The following is a 21,565-nucleotide window of genomic DNA, read 5'->3' as shown; positions in this document are numbered from 1 at the left end:
GCGGAAGTCCCGGCTGCGCCGGGAGCGCCTGCGGCGCGCGTATTTGGAAAGAGAAGAAGGGATAAACCTGGCAGGACATCCAAAATGGGCTTTCGCCTAGGCGAAAATATCCCGGGGGGAGGCCGCAGGCCGGGGGGCAGCGCCCCCCCTTGCAACGCCGGGATCAGCGCGGCAGCGCCGCCGCCTCCTTCGCCAGCGCCACGATGCCGTCCCAGTCGCCCGCCTGCATGAGGTCCTTCGGCGCGACCCAGGAGCCGCCGCAGCACAGCACGTTCTTCAGCGAAAGGTAGTCGCCGACGTTCTTCATGCTGACGCCGCCGGTGGGGCAGAAGCTCACCTGCGGGATCGGCGCGCCGATCGCCTTGAGCGCGGGGGCGCCGCCATTGGCCTCGGCGGGGAAGAATTTCTGCACCGTGTAGCCGCGCTCGAGCAGCGCCATCGCCTCTGAGGCGGTGGCGGCGCCGGGCAGCAGCGGCAGGTCCGCGGCCTCGCAGGCGTCGAGGATCTTATCCGTCGCGCCCGGCGAGACGCCGAATTTCGCCCCCGCCTCGACCGCGGCTTTCACGTCCTCGGGGGTCAGCAGAGTGCCGGCGCCGACCACGCCGCCCTCGACCTTCGCCATCTCGCGGATCGCGTCGAGCGCCACCGGCGTGCGCAGGGTCACTTCGAGCACCGGCAGGCCGCCGGCGACCAGCGCCTCGGCCAGCGGGCGGGCGTGGGCGACGTCGTCGATCACCAGCACCGGGATCACCGGGGCGAGCTTGCAGAGGGCTTCATTGGCGCGGCTGGCGTCCTGGGGGGTCATGGGCGGGGCCTTTGTCTGGATGTCACAGGGACCGGAACGGTCGTGTATTGAGTATTTTCGGAACGCTGAAAGGGCAAGGCCCGCGCGTGGCACGGGCGGGGGTCAGACCACCACCGCGGCGCCGTTGGAGGCGAGGCCGACGTTCTGCCGGAACGCCTCGAAGAGCTCGCGCCCGACGCCGTGGCCGTTGCCCGAAAGGTCGGCGGTGGCATTCTCGCGGTCCTCGAAGCCCTGGGTCAGGCACTGCAGCGTGCCGGCGCCCGCGTCGAGTCGCACGATGTCGCCGTCGCGCAGCTTGGCGAGCGGGCCGCCGTCGGCGGCCTCGGGGCAAACGTGGATCGCCGAGGGCACCTTGCCCGACGCGCCGGACATGCGCCCGTCGGTGACCAGCGCCACCTTGAGGCCGCGGTCCTGCAGCACCGCCAGTGTCGGCGTCAGGCTGTGCAGCTCGGGCATGCCGTTCGACTTCGGCCCCTGGAAGCGGACCACGACGATGGTGTCCGAGGTGAACTCGCCTGCCTTGAAGGCGTCCTTCACCTGCGCCTGATCGTGGAAGACGCGCACCGGCGCCTCGACGACATGATGCTCGGGCTTGACCGCCGAGATCTTCATGATGCCGTGGCCGAGGTTGCCGATCATCTGCTTGAGACCGCCGCTCTTCTGGAACGGGTCCGAGGCGGGGCGGAGGATCTTGTCGTTCTGGCTCTCGCGCGGGGCGTCCTCGTAGACGATGGCGCCGTCCTTCAGCTTGGGCTCTTGGGTGTAGAGGCTCATGCCGTCGCCCGCCACGGTCTTGACGTCCTCGTGCATGAGGCCCGCGTCCAGAAGCTCGCCGATCATGTACTGCAGCCCGCCCGCGGCGTGGAAGTGGTTCACGTCCGCCAGCCCGTTTGGGTAGACCTTGGCCATCAGCGGCACCGCCTGCGAGATCTGGTCGAAGTCCGACAGCTCCAGCGCCACGCCCGCGGCGCGCGCCATGGCGGGCAGGTGCAGCACGAGGTTGGTCGACCCGCCGGTGGCCATGAGGCCGACGATGCCGTTGACGAAGGCCTTGGCGTCGAGCACGTCGCAGACCGGGCGGTACTCGTTGCCGAGCGCGGTGATCGCCAGCGCCCGCTTCGCCCCGGCCTCGGTCAGCGCATCGCGTAGCGGGGTGTTGGGGTTGATGAAGGAACTGCCGGGCAGGTGCAGCCCCATGAACTCCATCAGCATCTGGTTGGAGTTGGCGGTGCCGTAGAAGGTGCAGGTGCCGGGGCCGTGGTAGCTCTTCATCTCGGCTTCCATCAGCTTGTCGCGGCCGACCTCGCCGGTGGCGTATTGCTGGCGGACGCGGGCCTTCTCGTCGTTGGGCAGGCCGGAGGTCATCGGCCCGGCGGGCAGGAAGAGGCCGGGGATGTAGCCGAAGGTGGCCGCGGCGATGACGAGGCCGGGCACGATCTTGTCGCAGACGCCGAGGTAGACGGCGGCGTCATAGGTGTTGTGGGAGAGCGAAACTCCGGTGGCCAGCGCGATCACGTCGCGCGAGAACAGCGATAGCTCCATGCCGACCTGGCCCTGGGTGACGCCGTCGCACATGGCCGGAACCCCGCCCGCCACCTGCGCCGTGCTGCCGACCGAGCGCGCGGCGGCGCGCAGCAATTCGGGGTAGCGCTCGTAGGGCTGGTGGGCCGAGAGCATGTCGTTGTAGGCGGTGACGATGCCGAGGTTCGGGGCGCGGCCCGTCGCCAGCGCGTGCTGGTCCTGGCCGGTGGCGGCATAGGCGTGGGCCTGGTTGCCGCAGGTCAGGTGGGCGCGGCGCGGGCCTTCCTCGGCGGCGCGGCGCATGCGGTCGAGATAGGTGCCGCGGAGGTTCTCCGAGCGCGCCTCGATCTCGGCGGTGACCTTTGCGATGGTGGCGTTGAGCGACATGAGAGGGGGCTCCTTTCGCTGTCCGGGGTCGGCCCGGTCTGGCGTCCTTGGGGAGGATGTAACCCGGTTAGCGCTATCAGTAAAGCCGCAACGGTGGCGGGAGAGCGCCTCCGGGCGCGCACGCGCGAAATTGGGGCAGGTCCTGCGCCCTTGCGATGAAATGGCCGCGTCCCCGCTACGCCCGCACGTCGGGGAGGCGCGATATGCGCCCTGGTCGCTGCGAAGGTGCTTCCCAACGTCCCCGCGCGGCGCTAAAGGGGCCAGATGACACAGCCCGATCTCCCTACCGTCCGTCTCCTTCCCAAGGCCAAGCCGCAGGCGCTGCGCCGGGGCTACCCTTGGGTCTATGCCAACGAGCTGGTGGTTGACCGCCGGACCCGCAACCTCGCCGCCGGCACCGTCGCGCGGCTCGAGGACAATGACCGCAAGGTGCTGGGGCTGGTCGGCGTGACGCCGAGCTCGAAGATCATCTGCCGGATGCTCGACCGCGATCCCGAGGCACAGATCGACAAGGCCTGGCTCGTCGCCAAGCTGACCCGCGCGCTGGAGCTGCGGACGCGCCTCTTCCCGGCGCCCTACTACCGGCTGGTGCATGCCGAGGCCGACGGGCTGCCCGGGGTGATCATCGACCGTTTCGGCGACACTGCGGTGATCCAGCCCAACGCCGCCTGGGCCGAGCTGCTGCTGCCGGAGCTGACCGAGGCGCTGGCCGAGGTTGCCGGGGTGACGAACATCCTCAAGAACGCCGGCGGTCGCGGCCGTCAGCTCGAGGGGCTCGACGATCAGGATGCGGTGCTGCTGGGCCAGGCGCCCGAGGCGCCGCTGCCGGTCGAGATGAACGGCGCGACATACATGGCCGACCTCACCGGCGGCCAGAAGACCGGCCTGTTCTACGACCAGCGCCCGAACCACGGCTTCGCGGCGCGGCTGGCGAGCGGGCAGAAGATGCTCGACGTCTTTTCGCACGTCGGCGGCTTTGCCCTGGCGGCGCTGGCGGGCGGCGCGGCAAGCGCGCTGTCGGTCGACGGTTCGGCCTCGGCGCTGGCGCTGGCCGAGGAGGGCGCCAAGCGGATGGGCGCGGCGGACCGCTTCGCCACCCGCCAGGGCGATGCCTTCGACACGCTCGAGGCGCTGGGGACCGAGGGCGAGCGCTTCGGCCTCGTGGTCTGTGACCCGCCCGCCTTCGCTCCGGCCAAGCCGGCGCTGGAAGCTGGCCTGCGCGCCTACGAGAAGGTCGCGCGGCTCTCGGCCCCGCTGGTCGAAGAGGGCGGCTACCTTGTGCTCTGCTCCTGCTCCCACGCGGCGGACCTGTCGAGCTTCACCGGCGCCTGCCTGCGCGGCATCGGCCGGGCCGGGCGCCGGGCGCAGCTGCTGCACACCGGCTTTGCCGGGCCGGATCACCCGCTGCTGCCGCAGCTGGCGGAGTCGGGCTACCTGAAGGCGCTGGTGTTCCGCCTGTGAAGGTGCTGCTCGACACCTGCGTCATCTACCCGACGGTGATGCGCGAGGTGCTGCTGGGCGTCGCGGCGCAGGGGCTCTACCAGCCGCTGTGGTCGGGGCGCATCCTGGAAGAATGGGCGCTGGCGGCGCGCAAGCTCGGCCCGATGGGCGAGGTGCAGGCGCGCGGCGAGATCGCGCAGGTGCGCGCCGCATGGCCGGGCTCCGAGGTGCGGTACCAACCCGCCATGGAAGACCGGCTCTGGCTGCCCGATCCGGCAGACCTGCACGTTCTGGCGGCGGCCATCTCCGGCAGTGCCGATCTCATCGTCACGGAGAACGCCAAGGATTTCCCGCGCAACATCCTCGCCGAGGAAGGGCTCTCGCGCGTCGATGCCGACGGCTTCCTGCGCGGTCTCTGCGAGGCCAACCCGGGCCACGTGAAGGACGCCTGCGAGGCGGTCCTCGCAGAGGCGCGGCGGCTGTCGGGCGAGGACTGGAGCATGCGCGGGCTGCTCAAGAAGGCGCGGCTGCCGCGGCTCGGCAAGGCGCTCGAGGCGGCGGGCTGACCGCCGCCTTTTGCGCTTACGCGTCGGCCTTCATCTCGGGCACGCTCGGCGTGTCCTCCTCGCGCTTGGCCTCGGTCGCCCAGAGGCGGTCGCGCGCGGGTTTCGGCAGCGGCTTGCGGTTCTGGCCGAGGTGGATGTGCACCTTGCCGATGAAATAGGCCGAGACCGGCGCCGTCATGAACAGGAAGGCGATGATCAGCAACTCGTGGTAGGACGGGGCGCCGGAGGCATAGGCGTAGAGCACCGAGGCCAGCAGGATCGAGCCCACGCCCAGGGTCGAGGCTTTTGTCGGCGCGTGCAGCCGGGCCATGGGCGCCTCCAGCTTCAGCAGGCCGATCGAGCCCACCAGAGTGAACAGCCCGCCGATGACCAGCGCGGCGGCAATGGCGATGTCGAGGATGCCGTGGCTCATTCGATGATGTCTCCCCTCAGCACGAAGCGGGCCACGGCCACGGTCGACACGAAGCCGAGCATGGCGATGATGATCGCCGCCTCGAAGTAGATTTGCGTCGCCCCGGCGATGCCGACGAGGATGATCAGCGCCACGGCGTTGATCGACAGCGTGTCGAGCGCAAGGATGCGGTCGCCGCTCCGGGGGCCCTTCACCAGCCGGATCATGGTCAGCAGGAGCGACAGGCTCACGGCGGCGAAGGCGAAGATGAGCGCATAGGTGACGATCATTCGAAAATCTCCTTCAGGCGGCGTTCGTAGCGGTGCTTGATCTTGCGGGCAACTGCCTCGGGATCATCGGTGTGCAGCGCGTGCACCAGCAGCGCGTGGCCCTCGTCCGAGAGATCCACCGAAACGGTGCCGGGCGTCAGGGTGATGGTTCCGGCGAGCGCGGTGATCGCCTCGGGGGTGCGGATGTCGAGCGGCACGTTGACCCAGGCCGAGCGGATGTTGCGGTTGGGTTTGAACAACACGATCAGCGCGACGGTGATATTGGCGGTGATGATGTCCCAGGCAACGACGAGGCCGTAGGGGATCAGCATCCAGGGCCGGGTCACCTGCGGGCGGTTCGGCCAGTAGGCGGCGGTGGCGAAGGGCAGCAGCACGCCGAGGATCGCCCCGAAGACGAGGCTGTTGATTGAAGGCTCGTTCGCCAGCAGCTGCCAGATGATCACCAGCGCCACCGAGAGCAGCGGGTGCGGAAAGAGCCTTTGCACGAAACGCGTGGCCATCAGTGTCCTCCCAATGCGTCGTCAGTTGCCGCCTCGGCACCCGGGTCATGCCCCTCGTCGGCGGGCACGTCCCCACCGCCCGAGCCGGTCTCGCCATGGTCTTCCGACCCGTCTTCGGAGTGATCGTCAGAGTGTTTCACGATCTCCTTGCCGGGCGTCTCGAGCACGGTGGAGATATAGGGCTCCGGTGCAAAGAGCTGCGCGGCGGTGGCGTCGAGGTGCCGCATCACCGGACCGGCGAAGATCGTCAGGGCGACCAGCAGGGCGACCAGGGTCCCGATGGCGAGCATCGGCAGCGGCGCATGGCCGTCGGTGGGGTCACGCACTTCGCGGGCGCCCTGTTCGTCCTCGGGATCCTCTGCCGTGCCGCAGTGCTCGACCGCGAGCTGGTGCGGCTTCCAGAAGATCGTCGAGCCCGCGCGCGAGAAGCCGACGACCGCGACAAGCGACGAGCCGAGCACTACGGCCCAGACCCAGCTCATCGCCGCGCTGCCCTGCGAGGCTTCGAGGATCAGCAGCTTGCCGACGAAGCCCGACAGCGGCGGCAGGCCCGCCATGGCGATGCAGGCCACGAAGAACAGACCGGCGACCAGCGCGCCGCCCGCCATGGGCAGGGTTTCCCGGACGGTGCCGGCCACGCTGCCGCGCCGTTCGCGGATCACGTCGACGATCAGGAACAGCGCCGCCGTGGTCAGCGTCGAATGTAGCGCGTAATAGAGCGCGGAGGCGATGCCGGCGGGGGTGAACTGCGCCACGGAAGCGAGCAGCATGCCCATCGAGCCGACCACCGAGAAGGCCACCAGACGCCCGATCTCGCGCGCGCCGAGCACACCGATCATGCCGATCGCCAGGGTGATCAGCGCCAGCGGCAGCAGCCATTCCTCATGCGCGCCCGCCATCAGCGGCGAGCTCGGCGGGAAGATCATCGTGTGCACGCGGATGATGCAATAGGCGCCGACCTTGGTCATGATGGCGAAGAGCGCGGCCACCGGGGCGGGCGCCTCGGCATAGCTCGAGGGCAGCCAGAAGTGCAGCGGCAGCAGCGCGGCCTTGATCGCGAAGACCAGCAGCAGCAGCACGGCGGCGACGCGCAGGCCCGCCGAATTGCCCGGATCGGCCTGCGCCACGCGCTGCGCGAGATCGGCCATGTTCAGCGTGCCCGCCTGCGCGTAGAGCGTGCCGAGCGCGAACAGGAAGAGCGTCGAGCCAAGCAGGTTGTAGAGCATGTACTGCACGCCCGCCCGGGTGCGCGTCGCGCCGCCCGAGTGGACCATGAGCCCGTAGGAGGCGATCAGCAGCACCTCGAAGAACACGAACAGGTTGAAGGCGTCGCCGGTCAGGAAGGCGCCCATGATCCCCATGATCTGGAACTGGAAGAGCGCGTGGAAATGCTGCCCGCGCCGGTCCCAGCCCGAGCCGATGGCATAGACCAGCACCGGCAGCGCGAGCACGGCGGTCAGCAGGACCATCGTGGTCGCCAGCCGGTCGGCCACCAGCACGATGCCGAAGGGCGCCTGCCAGTCGCCGAGCTGGTAGAGCGTCACCGTGCCGTCGCTGGCCTGCACGTAGAGGCCGATGGCGATGGCGAGCGTGGCCACCAGCGAGGCGACCGAGAAGATGCGCTGAAGGCTCTCGTGGAAGCGCGCGGCCAGCACGATGATGGCGGCCATCATCGCGGGCAGCAGCACGGGGGCGATGATCCAGTGCATCATGCGCGGAACTCCTTGTTCTCGCCCTGTTGCGTCTCAGGGTCTTCTTTGGGGTCGTCTCCGGCGCGGCGCTCCTTTGCCAGATGCCCTGCCTCGTCGACGTGGTCGTCATCGGCGTTGAGGTAGGAGGCGAGCGCGATCATCACCACGACGGCGGTCATGCCGAAGGAGATCACGATGGCGGTCAGCACCAGCGCCTGCGGCAGCGGGTCGGTGTAGCTCGACACGTCGTCGCGCAGGATCGGCGGCTGGTTGATCACCAGCCGGCCCGAGGCGAAGAGGAAGAGGTTCACGGCGTAGGTCAGCAGCGAGGTGCCGATGATCACCGGGAAGGTGCGCAGCCGCATCACCATGTAGATGCCCGCGGCGGTCAGCACGCCGATGGTGGTCGCGATGAGAAACTCCATGGATCAGGCCCCCTCGTTTTCGGTGTCGCGCGAGGGGTCGATGTCCATCGCATGCTCGCTGGTCTCGTCGCCGGAGCGGCGCGCCATGCGCGAGAAGCTCTCGAGCGACAGCAGCACGGCCCCCACGACCGCGAGGAAGACGCCGAGGTCGAAGGCCATGGCCGAGGCGAGCTCGAACTCCTCAAGACCGGGCAGTTTCACGTAGCCAAAGGTCGAGGTCAGGAAGGGGCGGCCGAAGAGCCAGGCACCGATGCCGGTGAGCCCGGCGATCAGCACGCCCGCGCCGATCACCCCGTGGTAGGGGTAGCGCTGGCGCTCGTTGGCCCAGGCGAAGCCCGAGGCCATGTACTGCATGACCACGGCGATCGACACCACGAGACCCGCGACGAAGCCGCCGCCCGGCTCGTTGTGGCCGCGCAGGAAGATGTAGGCGCCGACCATCAGCACCACCGGCAGCAGCAGCCGGGTGACCACCACCATCATCAGCGGGTGCGCGTCCCCGGCCTGGTCCTGGTCGGGCACGCGGTTGAGCAGCCGCGCCCGCACCGGGCCGGTCAGCAGCGCCTCGGTCACCGCGTAGATCACCAGCGCGGCGATGCCGAGCACGATGATCTCGCCGAAGGTGTCATAGCCCCGGAAGTCCACGAGGATCACGTTCACCACGTTGGTGCCGCCACCGCCGTAGTAGGAGTTCTCGAGCATGTAGTCCGAGATCGTGCCCATCGAGAAGTCGCGGCGCAGGATGGCATAGGTGAGCCCGGCCGCGCCGAGCCCGGCGACGCCCGCCAGCAGCCCGTCGCGCACCCGGCGCGAGACCGACGATTCGATCGGCGTGGTGTTGGGCAGGAAGTTCAGCGCCAGCAGCAGCAGGATGATCGTCACCACCTCGACCGAGATCTGCGTCAGCGCGAGGTCCGGGGCCGAGAGGTAGTTGAAGGCGATCGACACCATGGTGCCGATGACCCCCATGAGGATCAGCGCCGCAAGCCGGTTGCGGTGGAAGAAGACGATGAACCCGGTGGCGCTGACGATGAGCACCCAGCCCGCCAGCGGCAGCGGCTGGATCGGCAGCATCTCGCGCGTCACCGGCCCCAGGGTGCCGGTGAACCAGGCGTGTGCGGAAACCGCCAGCACGGTCACGGTGAAGATCGCGGCGTAGCGCGAGAAGCTGCCGTTGTGCAGCCCGAAGGTCAGGCGCTCTGCTCCGCGGGCGCAGGCACCTATCAGCGCGTCGAAGATCTGCTTGGCCTCGGGGCGCGGCGCGGCGTCCCAGCCCTTCAGCAGCGGGGTGAAGAGCGCCAGCAGGATCAGGCCGCCGACGGTGGCGATGATCGACATGATCAGCGCCGGGGTGACCCCGTGCCAGAGCGCGAGGTGGGCGCCCGGAACCTCGGCCACCTCGCCGATCACCGCGGCGGTCACCAGCTTGACCACCGGTTCGGCGAGGAAGGGCAGGCAGCCCACGGTGACCACGATCAGCCCCAGGAAGGCCGGCGGTCCCCACATGCCGAAGTTCGGGTCATGCGGCGTGTGCGGATAGTCGTCGCGGGTCTTCCCGAGGAAGGCATGGCCGATGAAGCGGAAGCTGTAGGCGGCCGAGAAGATCGCCCCCAACGTCGCCAGCACCGGCACCAGCCAGTGCGAGCCGAAGAGCACCGTGTGCGAGGCTTCCTCGAGGAACATCTCCTTCGACAGGAAGCCGTTGAACAGCGGGATGCCGGCCATCGCCAGCGATCCGACGATGGCGATGGTCGCGGTGATCGGCATCAGGTGGCGCAGCCCGCCAAGGCGGCGGATGTCGCGGGTGTGGGCCTCGTGGTCGACGATGCCCGCGCTCATGAAGAGCGAGCATTTGAAGGCCGCGTGGTTGAGGATGTGGAACACCGCCGCCATCGCGCCATAGGCGGTGCCGGTGCCGAGCAGCATGGTGATGAGCCCGAGGTGCGAGACCGTCGAGAAGGCCAGCAGCGCCTTGAGGTCGTGCTTGAACAGGCCGATGACGGCGCCCAGCACCATGGTGATCAGCCCCGCCGAGGTGACGATCCAGAACCATTCCTCGGTGCCGGAGAGCGCCGGCCAGAGCCGCGCCATCAGGAAGATGCCCGCCTTCACCATGGTCGCCGAGTGCAGGTAGGACGACACTGGCGTCGGCGCGGCCATGGCGTGCGGCAGCCAGAAATGGAAGGGGAACTGCGCCGACTTGGTGAAGCAGCCGAGCAGGATCAGCAGCAGCGCCGGAAGGTAGTAGGGCGAGGCCTGGATGACATCGCGCCGCGCGATGATCTCGGTGATCTCGTAGGTGCCCGCCGCCGCGCCCAGCAGCAGCATGCCCCCGATCAGGGCCAGACCGCCCATGCCGGTCACCGTGAGCGCCATGCGTGCGCCTTGGCGGCCCTCGGGCAGGTGTTTCCAGAAGCCGATGAGCAGGAAGGACGACAGCGAGGTCAGCTCCCAGAAGATCAGCAGGAGCAGGATGTTGTTCGACAGGACGATGCCCACCATCGCGCCCTGGAAGAGCAGCAGGTAGGTGTAGAACTCGCCCATGTTGTCATCGCGCGTCAGGTAGTAGCGGGCATAGATGATCACCAGCGCGCCGATCCCGAGGATCAGCATGGCGAACATCATGCCCAGCCCGTCGAGGAAGAGCGTCATGTTCAGCCCGAGCGTCGGCATCCACTCGACCGAGGCAGTGATCGTCTCGCCGGCCCAGACCGCGGGCAGGTGGGTGACCAATCCGAGCAGCGCGGCGAGGGTGACGAACAGCGTCGTCATTCCGCAGGCCCGGCGACCGGCCTGAATCATCAGGCCCGGCAGCAGGGCTCCGAGAAAGGGAAGGAGCGCAATGATGAATAGTGACATGGAACTCCCTGATCGTCGTTGGCGGCGTCGAGAGAAGGCAGCCGATTTCACACGGTATCACAACCCGAAAACGGCCACGCTGACGTGAATTTTAGCAAAGTTAGCCGAATTCTAACGGTAATGTCAGGTCGAAAAATTCTAATGAAGTATTGCGAATGTTACTTTGAGTTACTATGGCCGTGAGGCCTTTTTGGTAGCGCAGGCGGGCTCAAGATCAACCCCTGATTGCATGGTCCGTGTGCGTATTTGACGCAGTCCCGACGCGCCCGACTCCGGTGGTCTCTTGCGGGAAATTCTGCCTTGGAGGCTGCGTGCTCCTTGTGCGGAGCGCGCAGGGGGCAGGAGTTGGCCTGGCGCGTGGGTCCCTTGTTCTTGTCTGCCGCTTTGGGGGCTGCTACTCCGGCGGATAAGCTCAATCCCCGACGCTTTTCTTCGGGAACAACGCGAGGCAGGCAGCAGTGGCGCACCCCCGACTGGAGATCCGGAACCTCGTGCGGCGGTTCGAGGGGCGCGCCGTCGTGGACGACGTCTCGCTGACCATCGAGCCGGGGCACGTGACCTGTCTGCTGGGCCCCTCGGGCTGCGGCAAGTCGACGACGCTGCGGATGATCGCCGGGGTCGACATGCAGGACAGCGGTTCGATCTTCGTCGACGGCACGCTGATCTGCGACACGGTCTTCCGCATTCCGCCGGAGCGCCGGGCCATCGGCCTGATGTTCCAGGATTTCGCGCTCTTTCCGCATCTGTCGGTGGGCGAGAACGTCGCCTTCGGCCTCAGGGGCGCGGGCAGCGCCAAGCGGGCACGGGCGGTGGAATTGCTCGATCGTGTCGGGCTGGCGCATTTCATCGACGAATACCCGCACCAGCTGTCGGGCGGTGAGCAGCAGCGCGTGGCGCTGGCCCGCGCGCTGGCGCCGAAACCGCGCATCATGCTGATGGACGAGCCCTTCTCCGGCCTCGACAACCGGCTGCGCGACGGCATCCGCGACGAGACGCTGGCGGTGCTGAAGGAAGAGGGCGCCTCGGTCCTGCTGGTCACCCACGAGCCCGAGGAAGCGATGCGCATGGCCGACGAGATCGCGCTGATGCGCGGCGGCAAGATCGTCCAGCGCGGTGCGCCCTACAATATCTACAACGCCCCGGCGGACAAGGCGGCGGTCGCATTCTTCAGCGATATCAATTCGCTGCGCGGCAAAGTTCAGGGGGCCTTGGCGGATACGCCCTTCGGCCCCTTCCTGGCGCCCGGGGTGCCCGACGGCGGCGAGGTCGACATCGTCTTCCGCCCGCAGCACGTGGGCATCGATTTCGACCGCGGCGGGCGCGGCCCGAACCCGACGCAGATGGCCGGCACCCCGGCGCGCGGCGTGGTCGAGCGGGCGCGCTTCATGGGCTCGGAGAGCCTCGTGGAGTTCCGGATGGATTTCGACGGCGGCATGATCCGCGCCACGGTGCCCAACGTCTTCCTGCCGAAGCCCGGCACGCCGCTGTGGCTGACCGTGCGCCGCGACCGCTGCTTCGTCTTCCCGGCGAAGGACTGACGTTCAGGCCAGCGCCGCCAGCGAGAGCAGGGACAGCGCGCTGGTCCAGATGGTGACCGCCGCGATGCGGTCGGTGCGGATCCCGTGCAGCAGCGCCAGCGCAAAGGCCATGGCCCCCGACGGTCCCGCCGCCAGCAAGCTGAACTGCGCCTGCCACAGATCGCTCGCCCCGGCCAGCCAGACCGCCAACGTCACCAGCAGCGGGAAGCCGAGCAGTTTCAGCCCCGAGTATGTGGCGACCACCGGCGAGGGTTTCAGGCTCTGCCCCGAGAGCAGCACGCCAAGCGCGAAGAGCACCAGTGGTGCGGTTGCGGCCCCGGCGAAGCGGCAGGCGGTGAGGATCGGCTCGGGCAGCGGCAGACCGGAGAGGTTGACCACCACGCCCAGCCCGATGGCGATCAGCGTGGGGTTCACCGAGAGCCGCTTCAGCGCCGGCAAGGGCCCGGCCGAGGGGCGGGCGATGAGATCCGAGCTGATGATGAAGAAGGCAAAGGCGATGGCCGTGTCCCAGGCGACCACCGCGGTCACCGGAAGCGCGCCGTCCTCGCCGTAGAGCAGCAGCGCGATCGGGCGGATGTAGAGCAGCGAGTTGACGAAGACCACAGCCATGGCCAGCAGCCACGCCTCGAGTTTCTCGCAGCCGAAGGCGCGGCGGGCGAGCGCGTAGGAGGCGCCGAAGGCCAGCGCTTCGCAGGCGCCGTAGGCAAGCAGGCTGCGCAGTTCGAGCGCGGCAAAGGGCACCGTCGCGATCACCAGGAAGATCAGCCCCGGTTGCATCACCATCAGCGCCACCCGGTTGGCCGAGGCCGCGTCCTGCCGCGCGAAGATGCCGCGCCGGCCAAGCAGGAAGCCGAGCGCCAGCAGCGTGAAGACCGGCAGGATGTCATGGCTGAGGACGGTGAGCATGGAGGGTCTCGGTTTGCGGAGCCTCGAGTTGACGGGGGGTCGACCGCTGGGTCAACCGACCATCAGGTCTCGGGGGCTGCGGGAAAGTGTCGTGCCCGCAGCGCAGGCAGGGTCATGGTGCGCCGGCGCAGAAGGCCGTGGTCCGAGAGCCTCTGCACAAGGTCGGGCGTGGCGGTGCAGACCTCCTTGTAGAAGGCGCGCAGCGCCGTCTCGCCGCCGTCCTCCTCGATCATCGCGAAGAGCGTGTTGAGGTTGACCGCGCCTGCGCCGCGCGCCTGAGGCTTCAGGTCGGCGCGGTAGGAGCCCCGGGTCAGGCGGAAGCGGTAGGCCGCCAGGAAATGCGTCCAGTCCGCCGCGTGGAAATGGCCTAGCTCGGTCTCGGGTAGGGGCCGCTCGCCGGGGTTCATCCGCTCGCCGAGGGTCACGTTGTGGATGCGGATGTCGAGCCCCTCGGTGCCGGGGCGGAAGAAGAGCTTGCCGGCCACGTGGCTCAGGAAGCCGCCCGAGAGGTGCCGGCCCCAAGTGGGAAAGCAGGCTTCGGCGGCGCGCTGGCGGGCGCTCTGGTCTAGGGGGAAGGCCTTGAACAGCGTCTCGGCCTGATCCGGCGCGCTGGCCAGAGCCTCGACCGGGCGCACGCGGGCGCAGAGGCAGTCTGGCGGCAGCTCGGACAGTTGAACTGCCAAGGGGCGGGCGGGCAACAGGAACTCATCCACGTCGATATGCGCCAGCCAGTCCACCTCGGGCTTGCGGTTGTTGGCGTGCCGTGCGTTGCGGGCCTGCCGGGCCTGGTGCTTCTCGGGGCGCCTGCCGCGCTTAGCCCACCAGGCGGCGTCGGTGGTGAAGGCGCGGATCTTGGGGTGGGCGGAGAGCACCTCTTCCGCCGCGGGGTCGGCCTCGTCGAGGTAGATGTAGAGCCGCTGCGCGCCCTGCTCGAGGTGCCAGGCGGCAAACTCGAGAATGCGGGGCAGCGGCGCATTGGTGGTGGTGACGGTGCCCCAGCGGATCACGGCGCGCGCCCGAAGACGCGGGTGACGGCGGCGTCGGGATCGAAGGGCGGCTCGATCAGCATGCCATACGCCGCGAGCCGCCTGCGCAGCTCGGGCGTGTCTGCGCAGACCTCGTCGAAGAGCGCGCGCAGCCCGGCGTCGCCCTCTTCCTCCGTGAGAAAACCGATCAGCTCGGCCTGTCCCATCTCGGGACGCTCCGAGCCTTTCCGGTAGGAGCCGCGCGTCCGGCGAAATTCGAGATCGGCGCGGAACTGTTCCCAGCTGCGCGCATGCAGGTGGCCCAGCCAGACCTCGCCCAGCCGGTGGCGGTTGCTGGCGTCCGCGCCGCGGTATTTCAGCCTGTGCAGGCCGAGCCTTGTGTCCTCGATGCCGGTGCGGGCGAAGACCTTGCCCGAGGTGTGGCTGAGGAAGCCGCCGTAGAGATGCGCGCCGAAGGTCGGGTAGATTTCCTGCAGCACCGCCTTGGGCTGCCCCGCGTGCTTGTGGGTGGTCTTGAAGCGGTGCGGCAGGCCGTCGTCGGGCGCCAGCGCCTCGGCGGGGGCGATCCGGGCAAAGGCGGCGGCGTGCGGCACCTCGGCCAGCAGCGCGGCCATGGGGCGCTGCGGCAGCAGGAACTCGTCGACGTCGAGGTGTCCCAGCCAGTGCACCCCCAGACCGTCGCGCAGGGCCTGCGTGGCGTTGAAGGCCTGCCGGACCTGATGCGCCTCGGGCCGGGCGCGGCCGCTGGCCTGCCAGTAGGCGGCATCGCATTGGATGACGCGGACCGCGGGGTGGCGGGTGAGATAGGCCTCGGCCTCGGGATCGGGTGTGTCGAGATGGATCTGCAGCGCCGCAGCGCCAAGCTCGAGGTGATGGGCTGCGAAGCGGGCGATCTCGGGCAGCGGTGCACGGATGGTCGAGGTCAGCCCCCAGCGCAGCGTCTCGGGCGTCAGGCCTCGATGGCTGGCGGGGACGGGCGCGATATTGCCGGAGAGATCACCCTTGGGCCGCGCGCCGGCGCGCCGCGCTTGTCGCTTGCGCATGGTCATCATCCGGCGGAACACCGTCCGGTCGTCGGCGATCAGCATCTCGAGCAGGTGATGGGCGAGCGGCTGGATCACCGGATCGCCCTCGGCTTCCAGCCACAGCCGCCCGATCATGTTCACGTCGAGCCCGCCGCCGGACAGCGAGTAGCCGTCCATCTCCATCGGCAGCGACCCGCGGTCGCGGGTGTCCAGCGCGAAGGGGCGGTCGGCCGGCAGCCCCGAGTAGAGCCGCTCGCTCTCGTAGAGTTTCATCGTTCCGAAAAGCGTGCTCAGCGACAGCCCCACCGAGCGCTGCACCAGGCTCAGCCCGTGATCGCCGAAGGTGGTCACCGAGGAGACCAGCCATCGCGGGTCGAGCTGCTCCAGAAGCGCCGCGCCCTCTTCGGTCCAGAGCCGCTGGAACAGCGCCGGGGCGTGGGCGGGGTACGCGCGCTTGCGCAGGTGGGCGATGAGCAGCGCGTTGAGAAACACCAGCTCCGACCGGCCGGTCAGTTCCCGCCGCAGCGCGTGGCGCTTGCGGTGATGGTTCGAGCGGAAGGGCGGCGCCTCGGCGGGGTCGGCATCGGGGTCGGAGATTATCTGCGCGGAGAGCCCGGCGAGCGGCGTCTCGTAGGGCGGCAGCGCTTCGCCCGGGGCGAAGTCTAGCGCCTCGCGGCGCCCCTCCATCTGGGTGAGAATGGCTGCGATTCCGCCGGGATAGGGGGGTGTCTTCTCTCCGCTCATGGCGCGGAGACTGGCGTCATCGCGCGGCACAGGCAATCTCCCTCAGGCGCGCGCCGCTGCATGGCGCGGCAGCGTCGCCTTTCCGCCACGGCCCGGCCCCCTTGTCGCGACCCCCGTGTCCCGTGTCTCGGGGGCTCGCGGCCTATTCCATGGCTAGGATCATGTTGCGCACCACCGGGTAGATCTCGTTTTCCCACTTGCGGCCGTTGAACACGCCGTAGTGCCCGACGTTGGCCTGCAGGTGATGGCGCTTGAGGTGCGGGCGCAGCGAGGAACACAGATCATGCGCCGCCGAGGTCTGGCCGAGCCCGCAGATGTCGTCGCGCCCACCCTCGACCGTGAGCAGCGCGGTGTGGCGGATCTTCGAAGGGTCGATCCTGCGACCGCGGTAGGTCATCTCGCCGGTCGCCAGCTCGGCCTTCTGGAAGACCCGCTCGATGGTCTCGATGTAGAATTCCTCGGTGAGGTCGAGCACCGCGAAATACTCGTCGTAGAACTCCTTGATCTTGCGCGCTTGCTCGGTCTCCCCGGCGACGATGTGATCGTAGAGCCGTTTGTGCTGCTCGCGGTGGCGCTCCATGTTCATCGACATGAAGGCGGTGAGCTGCACGAAGCCCGGGTAGACCTTGCGCCCGGCCCCGGCGTAGCGCCAGGGCACGCGGGCGATCACGTTGCGCTCGAACCATTCGATGGGCTTCTCGTTGGCCAGATCGTTGACCATCGTGGGGCTCTCGCGCACGTCCACCGGCCCGGCCATCAGCGTCATCGAGCGCGGCGTCGCAGGGTTGCGCTCCTCGGACATGACCGCCACCGCCGCGAGCGCCTGCACGCAGGGCTGGCAGACGCCGAGGATATGCGCGCCGGGGCCCAGTTCCTCGAGGAAGCGAATGACGTAGGAGATATAATCCTCGACCCCGAAATCGCCATCGGAGACGGGCACATCGCGGGCGTTCTTCCAGTCGGTGACATAGACGTCATGGTCGCGCAGCAGCACTTTCACCGTGCCCGCAAGCAGCGTGGCGAAATGGCCCGAGAGCGGCGCGGTCACCAGAACCTTTGGCTGTGGCGTGTCCATGTCCTTGCGAAAGCGCAGCAGGGTGCCGAAGGGCAGGTCCAGCGCGACCTCCTCGACCACCGGCACGTCGCGGTTGTCGACGCGCACGGAATTGATGCCGAAGGCCGGGCGGCTGTGGCTCAGCCGGAAACGCGACATCATCTCGAGCGCCGCGGCGTTGTGCCGGGTGAGCTGCGCGAAGGGGCCGTTGAGTCGGGGCATAAAGTTGATCCCCTGCATCGCCGCCATGCGCAAAGGGGCGATAAAATCATCAAGTCCCTGGTATCCGGCGTAGAGCACGTCGTTTTCCCCTCGCTGCCTTCGGAAAACGCTAGCCAGTTCGGAGCGCCCGATGCGACAAGAAAATGAGGTCTCGCGTCGAGAGGCAGCACGGAGGGGCAGACATGGCGGAAGCAACGCTCACCATTTCATCGAAGAACTACTCGTCCTGGTCGCTGCGCGGCTGGCTGCTGTGCCGCATGGCCGGGCTCGATTTCGTCGAGGAAATGGTCGACACCTCCGACGCCACCGCCCGTCAGGAGCTGCTGCTGCTCTCGCCGACGGTGCTGGTGCCGCGGCTGATCCACGGGCGGGTGCAGGTCTGGGACACGCTGGCCATTGCCCAGTACCTCAACGAGATCTTCCCCGACGCCGGGCTCTACCCCGAGGACATCGCCGCGCGCTCGCATTGCCGCTCGATCTCGGGCGAGATGCACTCGGGCTTCTACAACCTGCGCTCGGCGCTGCCGATGAACCTCAAGGCGCGGCACCAGAGCTTCAAGATCTTCTCCGGCGCGCGCCCCGACGTCGAACGGATCAAGGTGATCTGGAACGAATGCCTCGACGGTCACGGCGGGCCGTTCCTCTTCGGCGAGACCCCCTCGGTGGCCGATGCCATGTATGCGCCGGTCTGTACCCGCTTCCGCACCTACTCGGTGCAGCTCGATGACCGGCTCGAGGGCTATGTGGACACGATCCTGGGCTGGGCGCCGATGAAGGAATGGACCGCGGGCGCGCTGGCCGAGCCCGACGAGATCGTCGAGCTCGAGGTGGAATTCTAGCGCGCCAGCTCGCGAATCCCGCGCTCGATCCCTTCCAGCGTCATCGGCACCATCCGATCCTCGAAAATCTCGCGGATCATAGCGATCGACTGCGTGTAGCCCCAGTATTTCTCGGGCACCGGGTTGATCCACAGGTGGTCGGGCCATTGGGTCCGCGCCCGGCGCAGCCAGACCTCGCCCGCTTCCTTGTTCCAGTGCTCGTTGGCACCGCCCGGCACGGCGATCTCGTAGGGGCTCATCGAGGCGTCGCCGACGAAGATGCACTTGTAGTCCGGCCCGTAGGTATTGAGCACCTCCCAGGTCGGCATCTGCGCGCCCCAGCGCCGCCGGTTGTCGCGCCAGACCCCTTCGTAAAGGCAATTGTGGAAGTAGTGGTGCTCGAGGTGCTTGAACTCGGCCCGCGCCGCCGAGAACAGCTCCTCGACCACCTTCACGTGCGGGTCCATCGAGCCGCCCACGTCGAGGAAGAGCAGCACCTTGACCGCATTGCGCCGTTCGGGCCGGGTCTGCACATCCAGATAGCCGTGCTCGGCGGTGGCGCGGATGGTGCCGTCAAGATCGAGCTCCTCCGCCGCGCCGTCGCGCGCCCAGGCCCGCAGCCGCTTCAGCGCCACCTTGATATTGCGCGTGCCGAGCTCGACCTGGTCGTCGAGATTGCGGAACTCGCGCTTGTCCCAGACCTTTACCGCGCGCTGGTGGCGGCTCTCCTCCTGGCCGATGCGCACGCCCTCGGGGTTGTAGCCATAGGCGCCGAAGGGCGAGGTGCCAGCGGTGCCGATCCATTTGCTGCCGCCCTGGTGCCGCCCCTGCTGCTGGCGCAGCCGCTGCTTGAGCGTCTCCATCAGCTTGTCGAAGCCGCCCGCCGCCTCGATCTCGGCGCGCTCCTCGGGGCTGAGATGCGTCTCGGCCATCTTGCGCAGCCAGTCCTCGGGCAGGTCCAACGCCTCGAGCATGTCGTCGAGGGAGATCGCCTCGAGCCCCTTGAAGGCCTCGGCGAAGGCGCGGTCGAAGCGGTCGAGATGGCGCTCGTCCTTCACCAGCGCGGTGCGCGCGAGGTAGTAAAAGCCGGTCACGTCGTAAAGCGCCAGCCCCGCCTTCAGCGCTTCGAGGAAGCTCAGGAATTCGCGCAGCGACACCGGCACCTGGGCCTGTCGCAATGTCTCGAAGAACCGAAGGAACATGGCTCACCTCCCGGCGGCGATGATGCCGCGCCCGCCCCGAAGCCTCAACCCGGCCCGTTCTTCTAGGCAAAAATATCCCGGGGGAGAGGCGCGCAGCGCCTCGGGGGCAGAGCCCCCTCTTTCCAGGCATCTCGAAAGCTCAGAACGCCAACTTCTCCACGAAGATCGTCAGGATCAGCCCGGCCAGCGCGAAGGCGATGCCGTAGACCGCGGCGAATTGCGCGATATCGGCCCTGTTGCCCTTGCGGCGCGCGGCGGTCATCCCGCCGATGATGGCGCCAAGAATGGCTCCCGCGATCACGATCATCTGGTGTCCTCAGCTCCCTTGCGCCCGGTCGAGCGCGGCGAGCCTGCGCATCTGCGCGCCGCCGTCCCAATCCGGGCCGAAGCCGTAGCGCGCCCACCCCAGAGAGTCCAGCCGCACCGAGGCGGCTTCGGTGCCGCGTCCGAGCTGATCCAGCGCCTCGGCGCGCAGGGTCATCAGGCTGGCCAGCAGCGCGGCATTCTCGTGGCGGCGCGCCACGGCTTCCTGCGGCGCGGTGAGCGCCAGCGCCTGCTCGGCGTGGCCGGTGCGCAGCGCCAGCGCGGCGAGCTGGGCATCGACATAGGCTTCGTGCAGCCGCGCATCGGGCAGGGCGGCAAACACCCGGCGGGCCGAGCGGAACTGCACCTCCGCCGCGGCGGGATCGTCGCCGGTCAGCAGGCGGCCAAGCGCGAAATGCGAAAAGCCGAGCCGGTGGTCGGTCCAGCCCTCGGCGCGGGCGAGCTGCAGGGCCCGCTGCGCGGCGGCGCGGCGCTGCGCCAGCGGCTCGCTGCGGCCAAGCGCGGTCTGCAACGCCTCGATCCAGGGCCGGGGCGCGGGCGCAAGGCGGCGGTCGGGCACGGTCTCGCCTGCCGGGTTGAGCCTTGCGAGGAGGGCGGGCAGCGCCGCGGCCACCTCGCCGCGTCCCATTCCCGAGTGCAGGGCTGGGTCGTAATAGGCGCGCAGCACCAGCATGTCGTAGCCCGAGAGCACGGTGTGCACGTTGTCGTCGTTGAACACGCTCTCGCCCAGCCGGTAGAGATCGTTCAGCGGGCCGAGCGCCTGCGCGATCTCCTCGTGCAGGCAGTCGCGCAGCTCCTGCGGCGCGGCATCGGCGGGCAGGAAAATGGCGGCGGTCTCGCGCTCGCGCACCTCGGTCCAGCTCGCCGCGCCAGCGTTCTGCGCGCGGCGGTATGCGCTCCAGGAGCTGACGCCGGGAATGACGAAACAGGCGGCCTGCGGCAGCTGCTTGCGGATCTTGCTGCGCGGCACCGGGACCAGCGTGATATTGGCCTCGCCCGCCTGCACCTCGGTGATGTCAATCCCGGCCTCCTCGCGGAGCCGGCGCAGCAGCCGGTCGAGATCGGGCCCGAGGCTTGCCGGCGCCTTGCCCGCGACGCGCAGCGTCACCGGCCCCTCGAAGCGGCTGAGCACCGGCAGGGCGCGGCCCGATTCCAGCGCGAAGGAAAGATCGAGGAAATCCCGCGCGATCTGCGCGTTTCCGGCCCGCGGCGGCACGGGGTCGGGGGCGCCGAAGCGGCTGGCCAGCGGCGGGCTCACATCGGGTGCCACGGTGGCGGCACCGGCGGCGCGGCTGACGCTCTCCGGCGCCATAGGGGCGCAGGCGCCGATCAGCAGGCCGAGCGAGAGAACCAGCCGCCGCATGGCTCAGCCCCGCTGGTACTTGATGAAGGGGGTGTGCGTGCCGATCCGGTCGTAGAGCTGGCGCGCGGTGGTGTTGAAGTCCTGGGTCATCCAGTAGACACCCGGCGCGCCGGCCTCATCGGCGGCGGCATAGACCGCCTCGATCAGCGCCCGGCCGATGCCCATGCCGCGCGCCTCGGGGGCGGCGTAGAGATCCTGCAGGTAGCAGACGTCCTCGATCTTCCAGCAATGCCGGTGGAAGAGGTAATGCACCATCCCGACCGGCGCGCCGTCCACCAGCGCAAGCAGCCCGCGGAAATCCCGCGGATCGTCGCCGAGCAGCCGCGCGAAGGTGCTGGCGTAGACCGCCTCGGGCACCGATGTCTCGTAGAAGGTGAGATAGCCGGTCCAGAGATCGCGCCACGCGGCCTCGTCCCCGGCCTCGAGCGGCCGGATGGTCAGGGTGTCTTGGGACATGCTGCCTCTGTGCCTGTCTTGTCGTTTCTTGTCGTTGGTTTACGTGCTCTGC

General features: G+C 68.8%; 20 protein-coding genes. 4 read left to right on the top strand and 16 right to left on the bottom strand.

Translation table 11 applies throughout. The features are described from left to right. Nucleotides 1–163: 163 nt before the first annotated feature. Together LC039_RS14445 and edd are read right to left on the bottom strand one after the other, a co-directional pair. The gene (locus LC039_RS14445) at nucleotides 164–805 is read right to left on the bottom strand and encodes a bifunctional 4-hydroxy-2-oxoglutarate aldolase/2-dehydro-3-deoxy-phosphogluconate aldolase (protein WP_226625469.1); all 642 of its coding nucleotides are present in this window, start codon (nucleotides 803–805) and stop codon (nucleotides 164–166) included. Nucleotides 806–907: 102 nt separating this feature from the next. Then, nucleotides 908–2,713 (bottom strand): phosphogluconate dehydratase, encoded by a 1,806-nt coding sequence (gene edd / locus LC039_RS14440; protein WP_226625466.1) that lies wholly within the window; start codon nucleotides 2,711–2,713, stop codon nucleotides 908–910. A gap of 264 nt (nucleotides 2,714–2,977) precedes the next feature. On the opposite strand from edd, the gene LC039_RS14435 reads away from it, so the two are divergent. Together LC039_RS14435 and LC039_RS14430 are read left to right on the top strand one after the other, a co-directional pair. Beyond that, nucleotides 2,978–4,174, top strand: coding sequence for an RSP_2647 family RNA methyltransferase (locus LC039_RS14435; RefSeq protein WP_226625463.1), 1,197 nt, complete (start codon nucleotides 2,978–2,980; stop codon nucleotides 4,172–4,174). Beyond that, nucleotides 4,171–4,719, top strand: a complete 549-nt coding sequence (locus tag LC039_RS14430) for an RSP_2648 family PIN domain-containing protein (RefSeq protein WP_226625461.1) — start codon at nucleotides 4,171–4,173, stop codon at nucleotides 4,717–4,719. Before LC039_RS14435 ends, LC039_RS14430 begins: the two co-directional genes overlap by 4 nt. A gap of 16 nt (nucleotides 4,720–4,735) precedes the next feature. On the opposite strand, the gene LC039_RS14425 is transcribed toward LC039_RS14430, so the two are convergent. The 6 genes from LC039_RS14425 to LC039_RS14400 are packed head-to-tail and all read right to left on the bottom strand — an operon-like array spanning nucleotide 4,736 to nucleotide 10,875. After that, a complete protein-coding gene (locus tag LC039_RS14425) occupies nucleotides 4,736–5,131 on the bottom strand; it encodes a Na+/H+ antiporter subunit G (RefSeq protein ID WP_226625459.1) in 396 nt (131 codons plus the stop codon). Then, a complete protein-coding gene (locus tag LC039_RS14420) occupies nucleotides 5,128–5,400 on the bottom strand; it encodes a K+/H+ antiporter subunit F (RefSeq protein WP_226625455.1) in 273 nt (90 codons plus the stop codon). Before LC039_RS14420 ends, LC039_RS14425 begins: the two co-directional genes overlap by 4 nt. After that, the gene (locus LC039_RS14415) at nucleotides 5,397–5,900 is read right to left on the bottom strand and encodes a Na+/H+ antiporter subunit E (protein ID WP_226625453.1); all 504 of its coding nucleotides are present in this window, start codon (nucleotides 5,898–5,900) and stop codon (nucleotides 5,397–5,399) included. The genes LC039_RS14420 and LC039_RS14415 overlap by 4 nt, the downstream gene beginning before the upstream one ends. Next, nucleotides 5,900–7,612 carry a monovalent cation/H+ antiporter subunit D gene (locus LC039_RS14410; RefSeq protein ID WP_226625452.1) on the bottom strand — a complete coding sequence of 571 codons (1,713 nt, stop codon included), beginning with the start codon at nucleotides 7,610–7,612 and terminating at the stop codon, nucleotides 5,900–5,902. Before LC039_RS14410 ends, LC039_RS14415 begins: the two co-directional genes overlap by 1 nt. Then, nucleotides 7,609–8,016, bottom strand: a complete 408-nt coding sequence (locus LC039_RS14405) for a Na+/H+ antiporter subunit C (RefSeq protein ID WP_226625443.1) — start codon at nucleotides 8,014–8,016, stop codon at nucleotides 7,609–7,611. Before LC039_RS14405 ends, LC039_RS14410 begins: the two co-directional genes overlap by 4 nt. 3 nt (nucleotides 8,017–8,019) lie before the next feature. After that, nucleotides 8,020–10,875 carry a monovalent cation/H+ antiporter subunit A gene (locus tag LC039_RS14400; protein ID WP_226625441.1) on the bottom strand — a complete coding sequence of 952 codons (2,856 nt, stop codon included), beginning with the start codon at nucleotides 10,873–10,875 and terminating at the stop codon, nucleotides 8,020–8,022. Between the two features lie 458 nt (nucleotides 10,876–11,333). Here LC039_RS14400 and LC039_RS14395 point away from each other — a divergent pair, with 458 nt between their 5' ends. Continuing rightward, complete coding sequence (locus tag LC039_RS14395) at nucleotides 11,334–12,413, top strand: ABC transporter ATP-binding protein (protein ID WP_226625438.1); 1,080 nt, start codon at nucleotides 11,334–11,336, stop codon at nucleotides 12,411–12,413. 3 nt (nucleotides 12,414–12,416) lie between these two features. Here the strand turns inward: LC039_RS14395 and LC039_RS14390 are convergent, their stop codons facing one another. The 4 genes from LC039_RS14390 to LC039_RS14375 all read right to left on the bottom strand — a co-directional run bounded on the left by LC039_RS14390 (nucleotide 12,417) and on the right by LC039_RS14375 (nucleotide 17,350). Beyond that, the gene (locus tag LC039_RS14390; RefSeq protein WP_226625436.1) at nucleotides 12,417–13,319 is read right to left on the bottom strand and encodes an AEC family transporter; all 903 of its coding nucleotides are present in this window, start codon (nucleotides 13,317–13,319) and stop codon (nucleotides 12,417–12,419) included. A gap of 62 nt (nucleotides 13,320–13,381) precedes the next feature. Next, nucleotides 13,382–14,326 (bottom strand): glycosyltransferase family 2 protein, encoded by a 945-nt coding sequence (locus tag LC039_RS14385; protein ID WP_226625433.1) that lies wholly within the window; start codon nucleotides 14,324–14,326, stop codon nucleotides 13,382–13,384. Next, complete coding sequence (locus tag LC039_RS14380; RefSeq protein ID WP_226625430.1) at nucleotides 14,323–16,074, bottom strand: glycosyltransferase family 2 protein; 1,752 nt, start codon at nucleotides 16,072–16,074, stop codon at nucleotides 14,323–14,325. Before LC039_RS14380 ends, LC039_RS14385 begins: the two co-directional genes overlap by 4 nt. A gap of 142 nt (nucleotides 16,075–16,216) precedes the next feature. Next, nucleotides 16,217–17,350 carry a polyhydroxyalkanoate depolymerase gene (locus LC039_RS14375; RefSeq protein ID WP_226625427.1) on the bottom strand — a complete coding sequence of 378 codons (1,134 nt, stop codon included), beginning with the start codon at nucleotides 17,348–17,350 and terminating at the stop codon, nucleotides 16,217–16,219. Nucleotides 17,351–17,532: 182 nt separating this feature from the next. On the opposite strand from LC039_RS14375, the gene LC039_RS14370 reads away from it, so the two are divergent. Further along, nucleotides 17,533–18,189 (top strand): glutathione S-transferase family protein, encoded by a 657-nt coding sequence (locus LC039_RS14370; RefSeq protein ID WP_226625424.1) that lies wholly within the window; start codon nucleotides 17,533–17,535, stop codon nucleotides 18,187–18,189. Here LC039_RS14370 and LC039_RS14365 read toward each other — a convergent pair. The 4 genes from LC039_RS14365 to LC039_RS14350 all read right to left on the bottom strand — a co-directional run bounded on the left by LC039_RS14365 (nucleotide 18,186) and on the right by LC039_RS14350 (nucleotide 21,513). Further along, the gene (locus LC039_RS14365; protein ID WP_226625421.1) at nucleotides 18,186–19,370 is read right to left on the bottom strand and encodes a vWA domain-containing protein; all 1,185 of its coding nucleotides are present in this window, start codon (nucleotides 19,368–19,370) and stop codon (nucleotides 18,186–18,188) included. The genes LC039_RS14370 and LC039_RS14365 overlap by 4 nt on opposite strands. 139 nt (nucleotides 19,371–19,509) lie before the next feature. Next, nucleotides 19,510–19,677, bottom strand: a complete 168-nt coding sequence (locus LC039_RS14360; protein ID WP_226625418.1) for an apolipoprotein acyltransferase — start codon at nucleotides 19,675–19,677, stop codon at nucleotides 19,510–19,512. Nucleotides 19,678–19,686: 9 nt separating this feature from the next. Then, a complete protein-coding gene (locus tag LC039_RS14355) occupies nucleotides 19,687–21,057 on the bottom strand; it encodes a DUF2927 domain-containing protein (protein WP_226625416.1) in 1,371 nt (456 codons plus the stop codon). A 3-nt stretch (nucleotides 21,058–21,060) separates the two neighbouring features. Beyond that, complete coding sequence (locus LC039_RS14350) at nucleotides 21,061–21,513, bottom strand: GNAT family N-acetyltransferase (protein WP_226625409.1); 453 nt, start codon at nucleotides 21,511–21,513, stop codon at nucleotides 21,061–21,063. Between the last annotated feature and the right edge of the window lie 52 nt (nucleotides 21,514–21,565).

The sequence above is a fragment of the Alloyangia pacifica genome (assembly GCF_020524285.1).
Lineage (GTDB): Bacteria > Pseudomonadota > Alphaproteobacteria > Rhodobacterales > Rhodobacteraceae > Salipiger > Salipiger pacificus_B.
The sequence above is the reverse complement of the archived record's forward strand: the minus strand, read 5'-3'. Positions and strand labels throughout refer to the sequence as shown.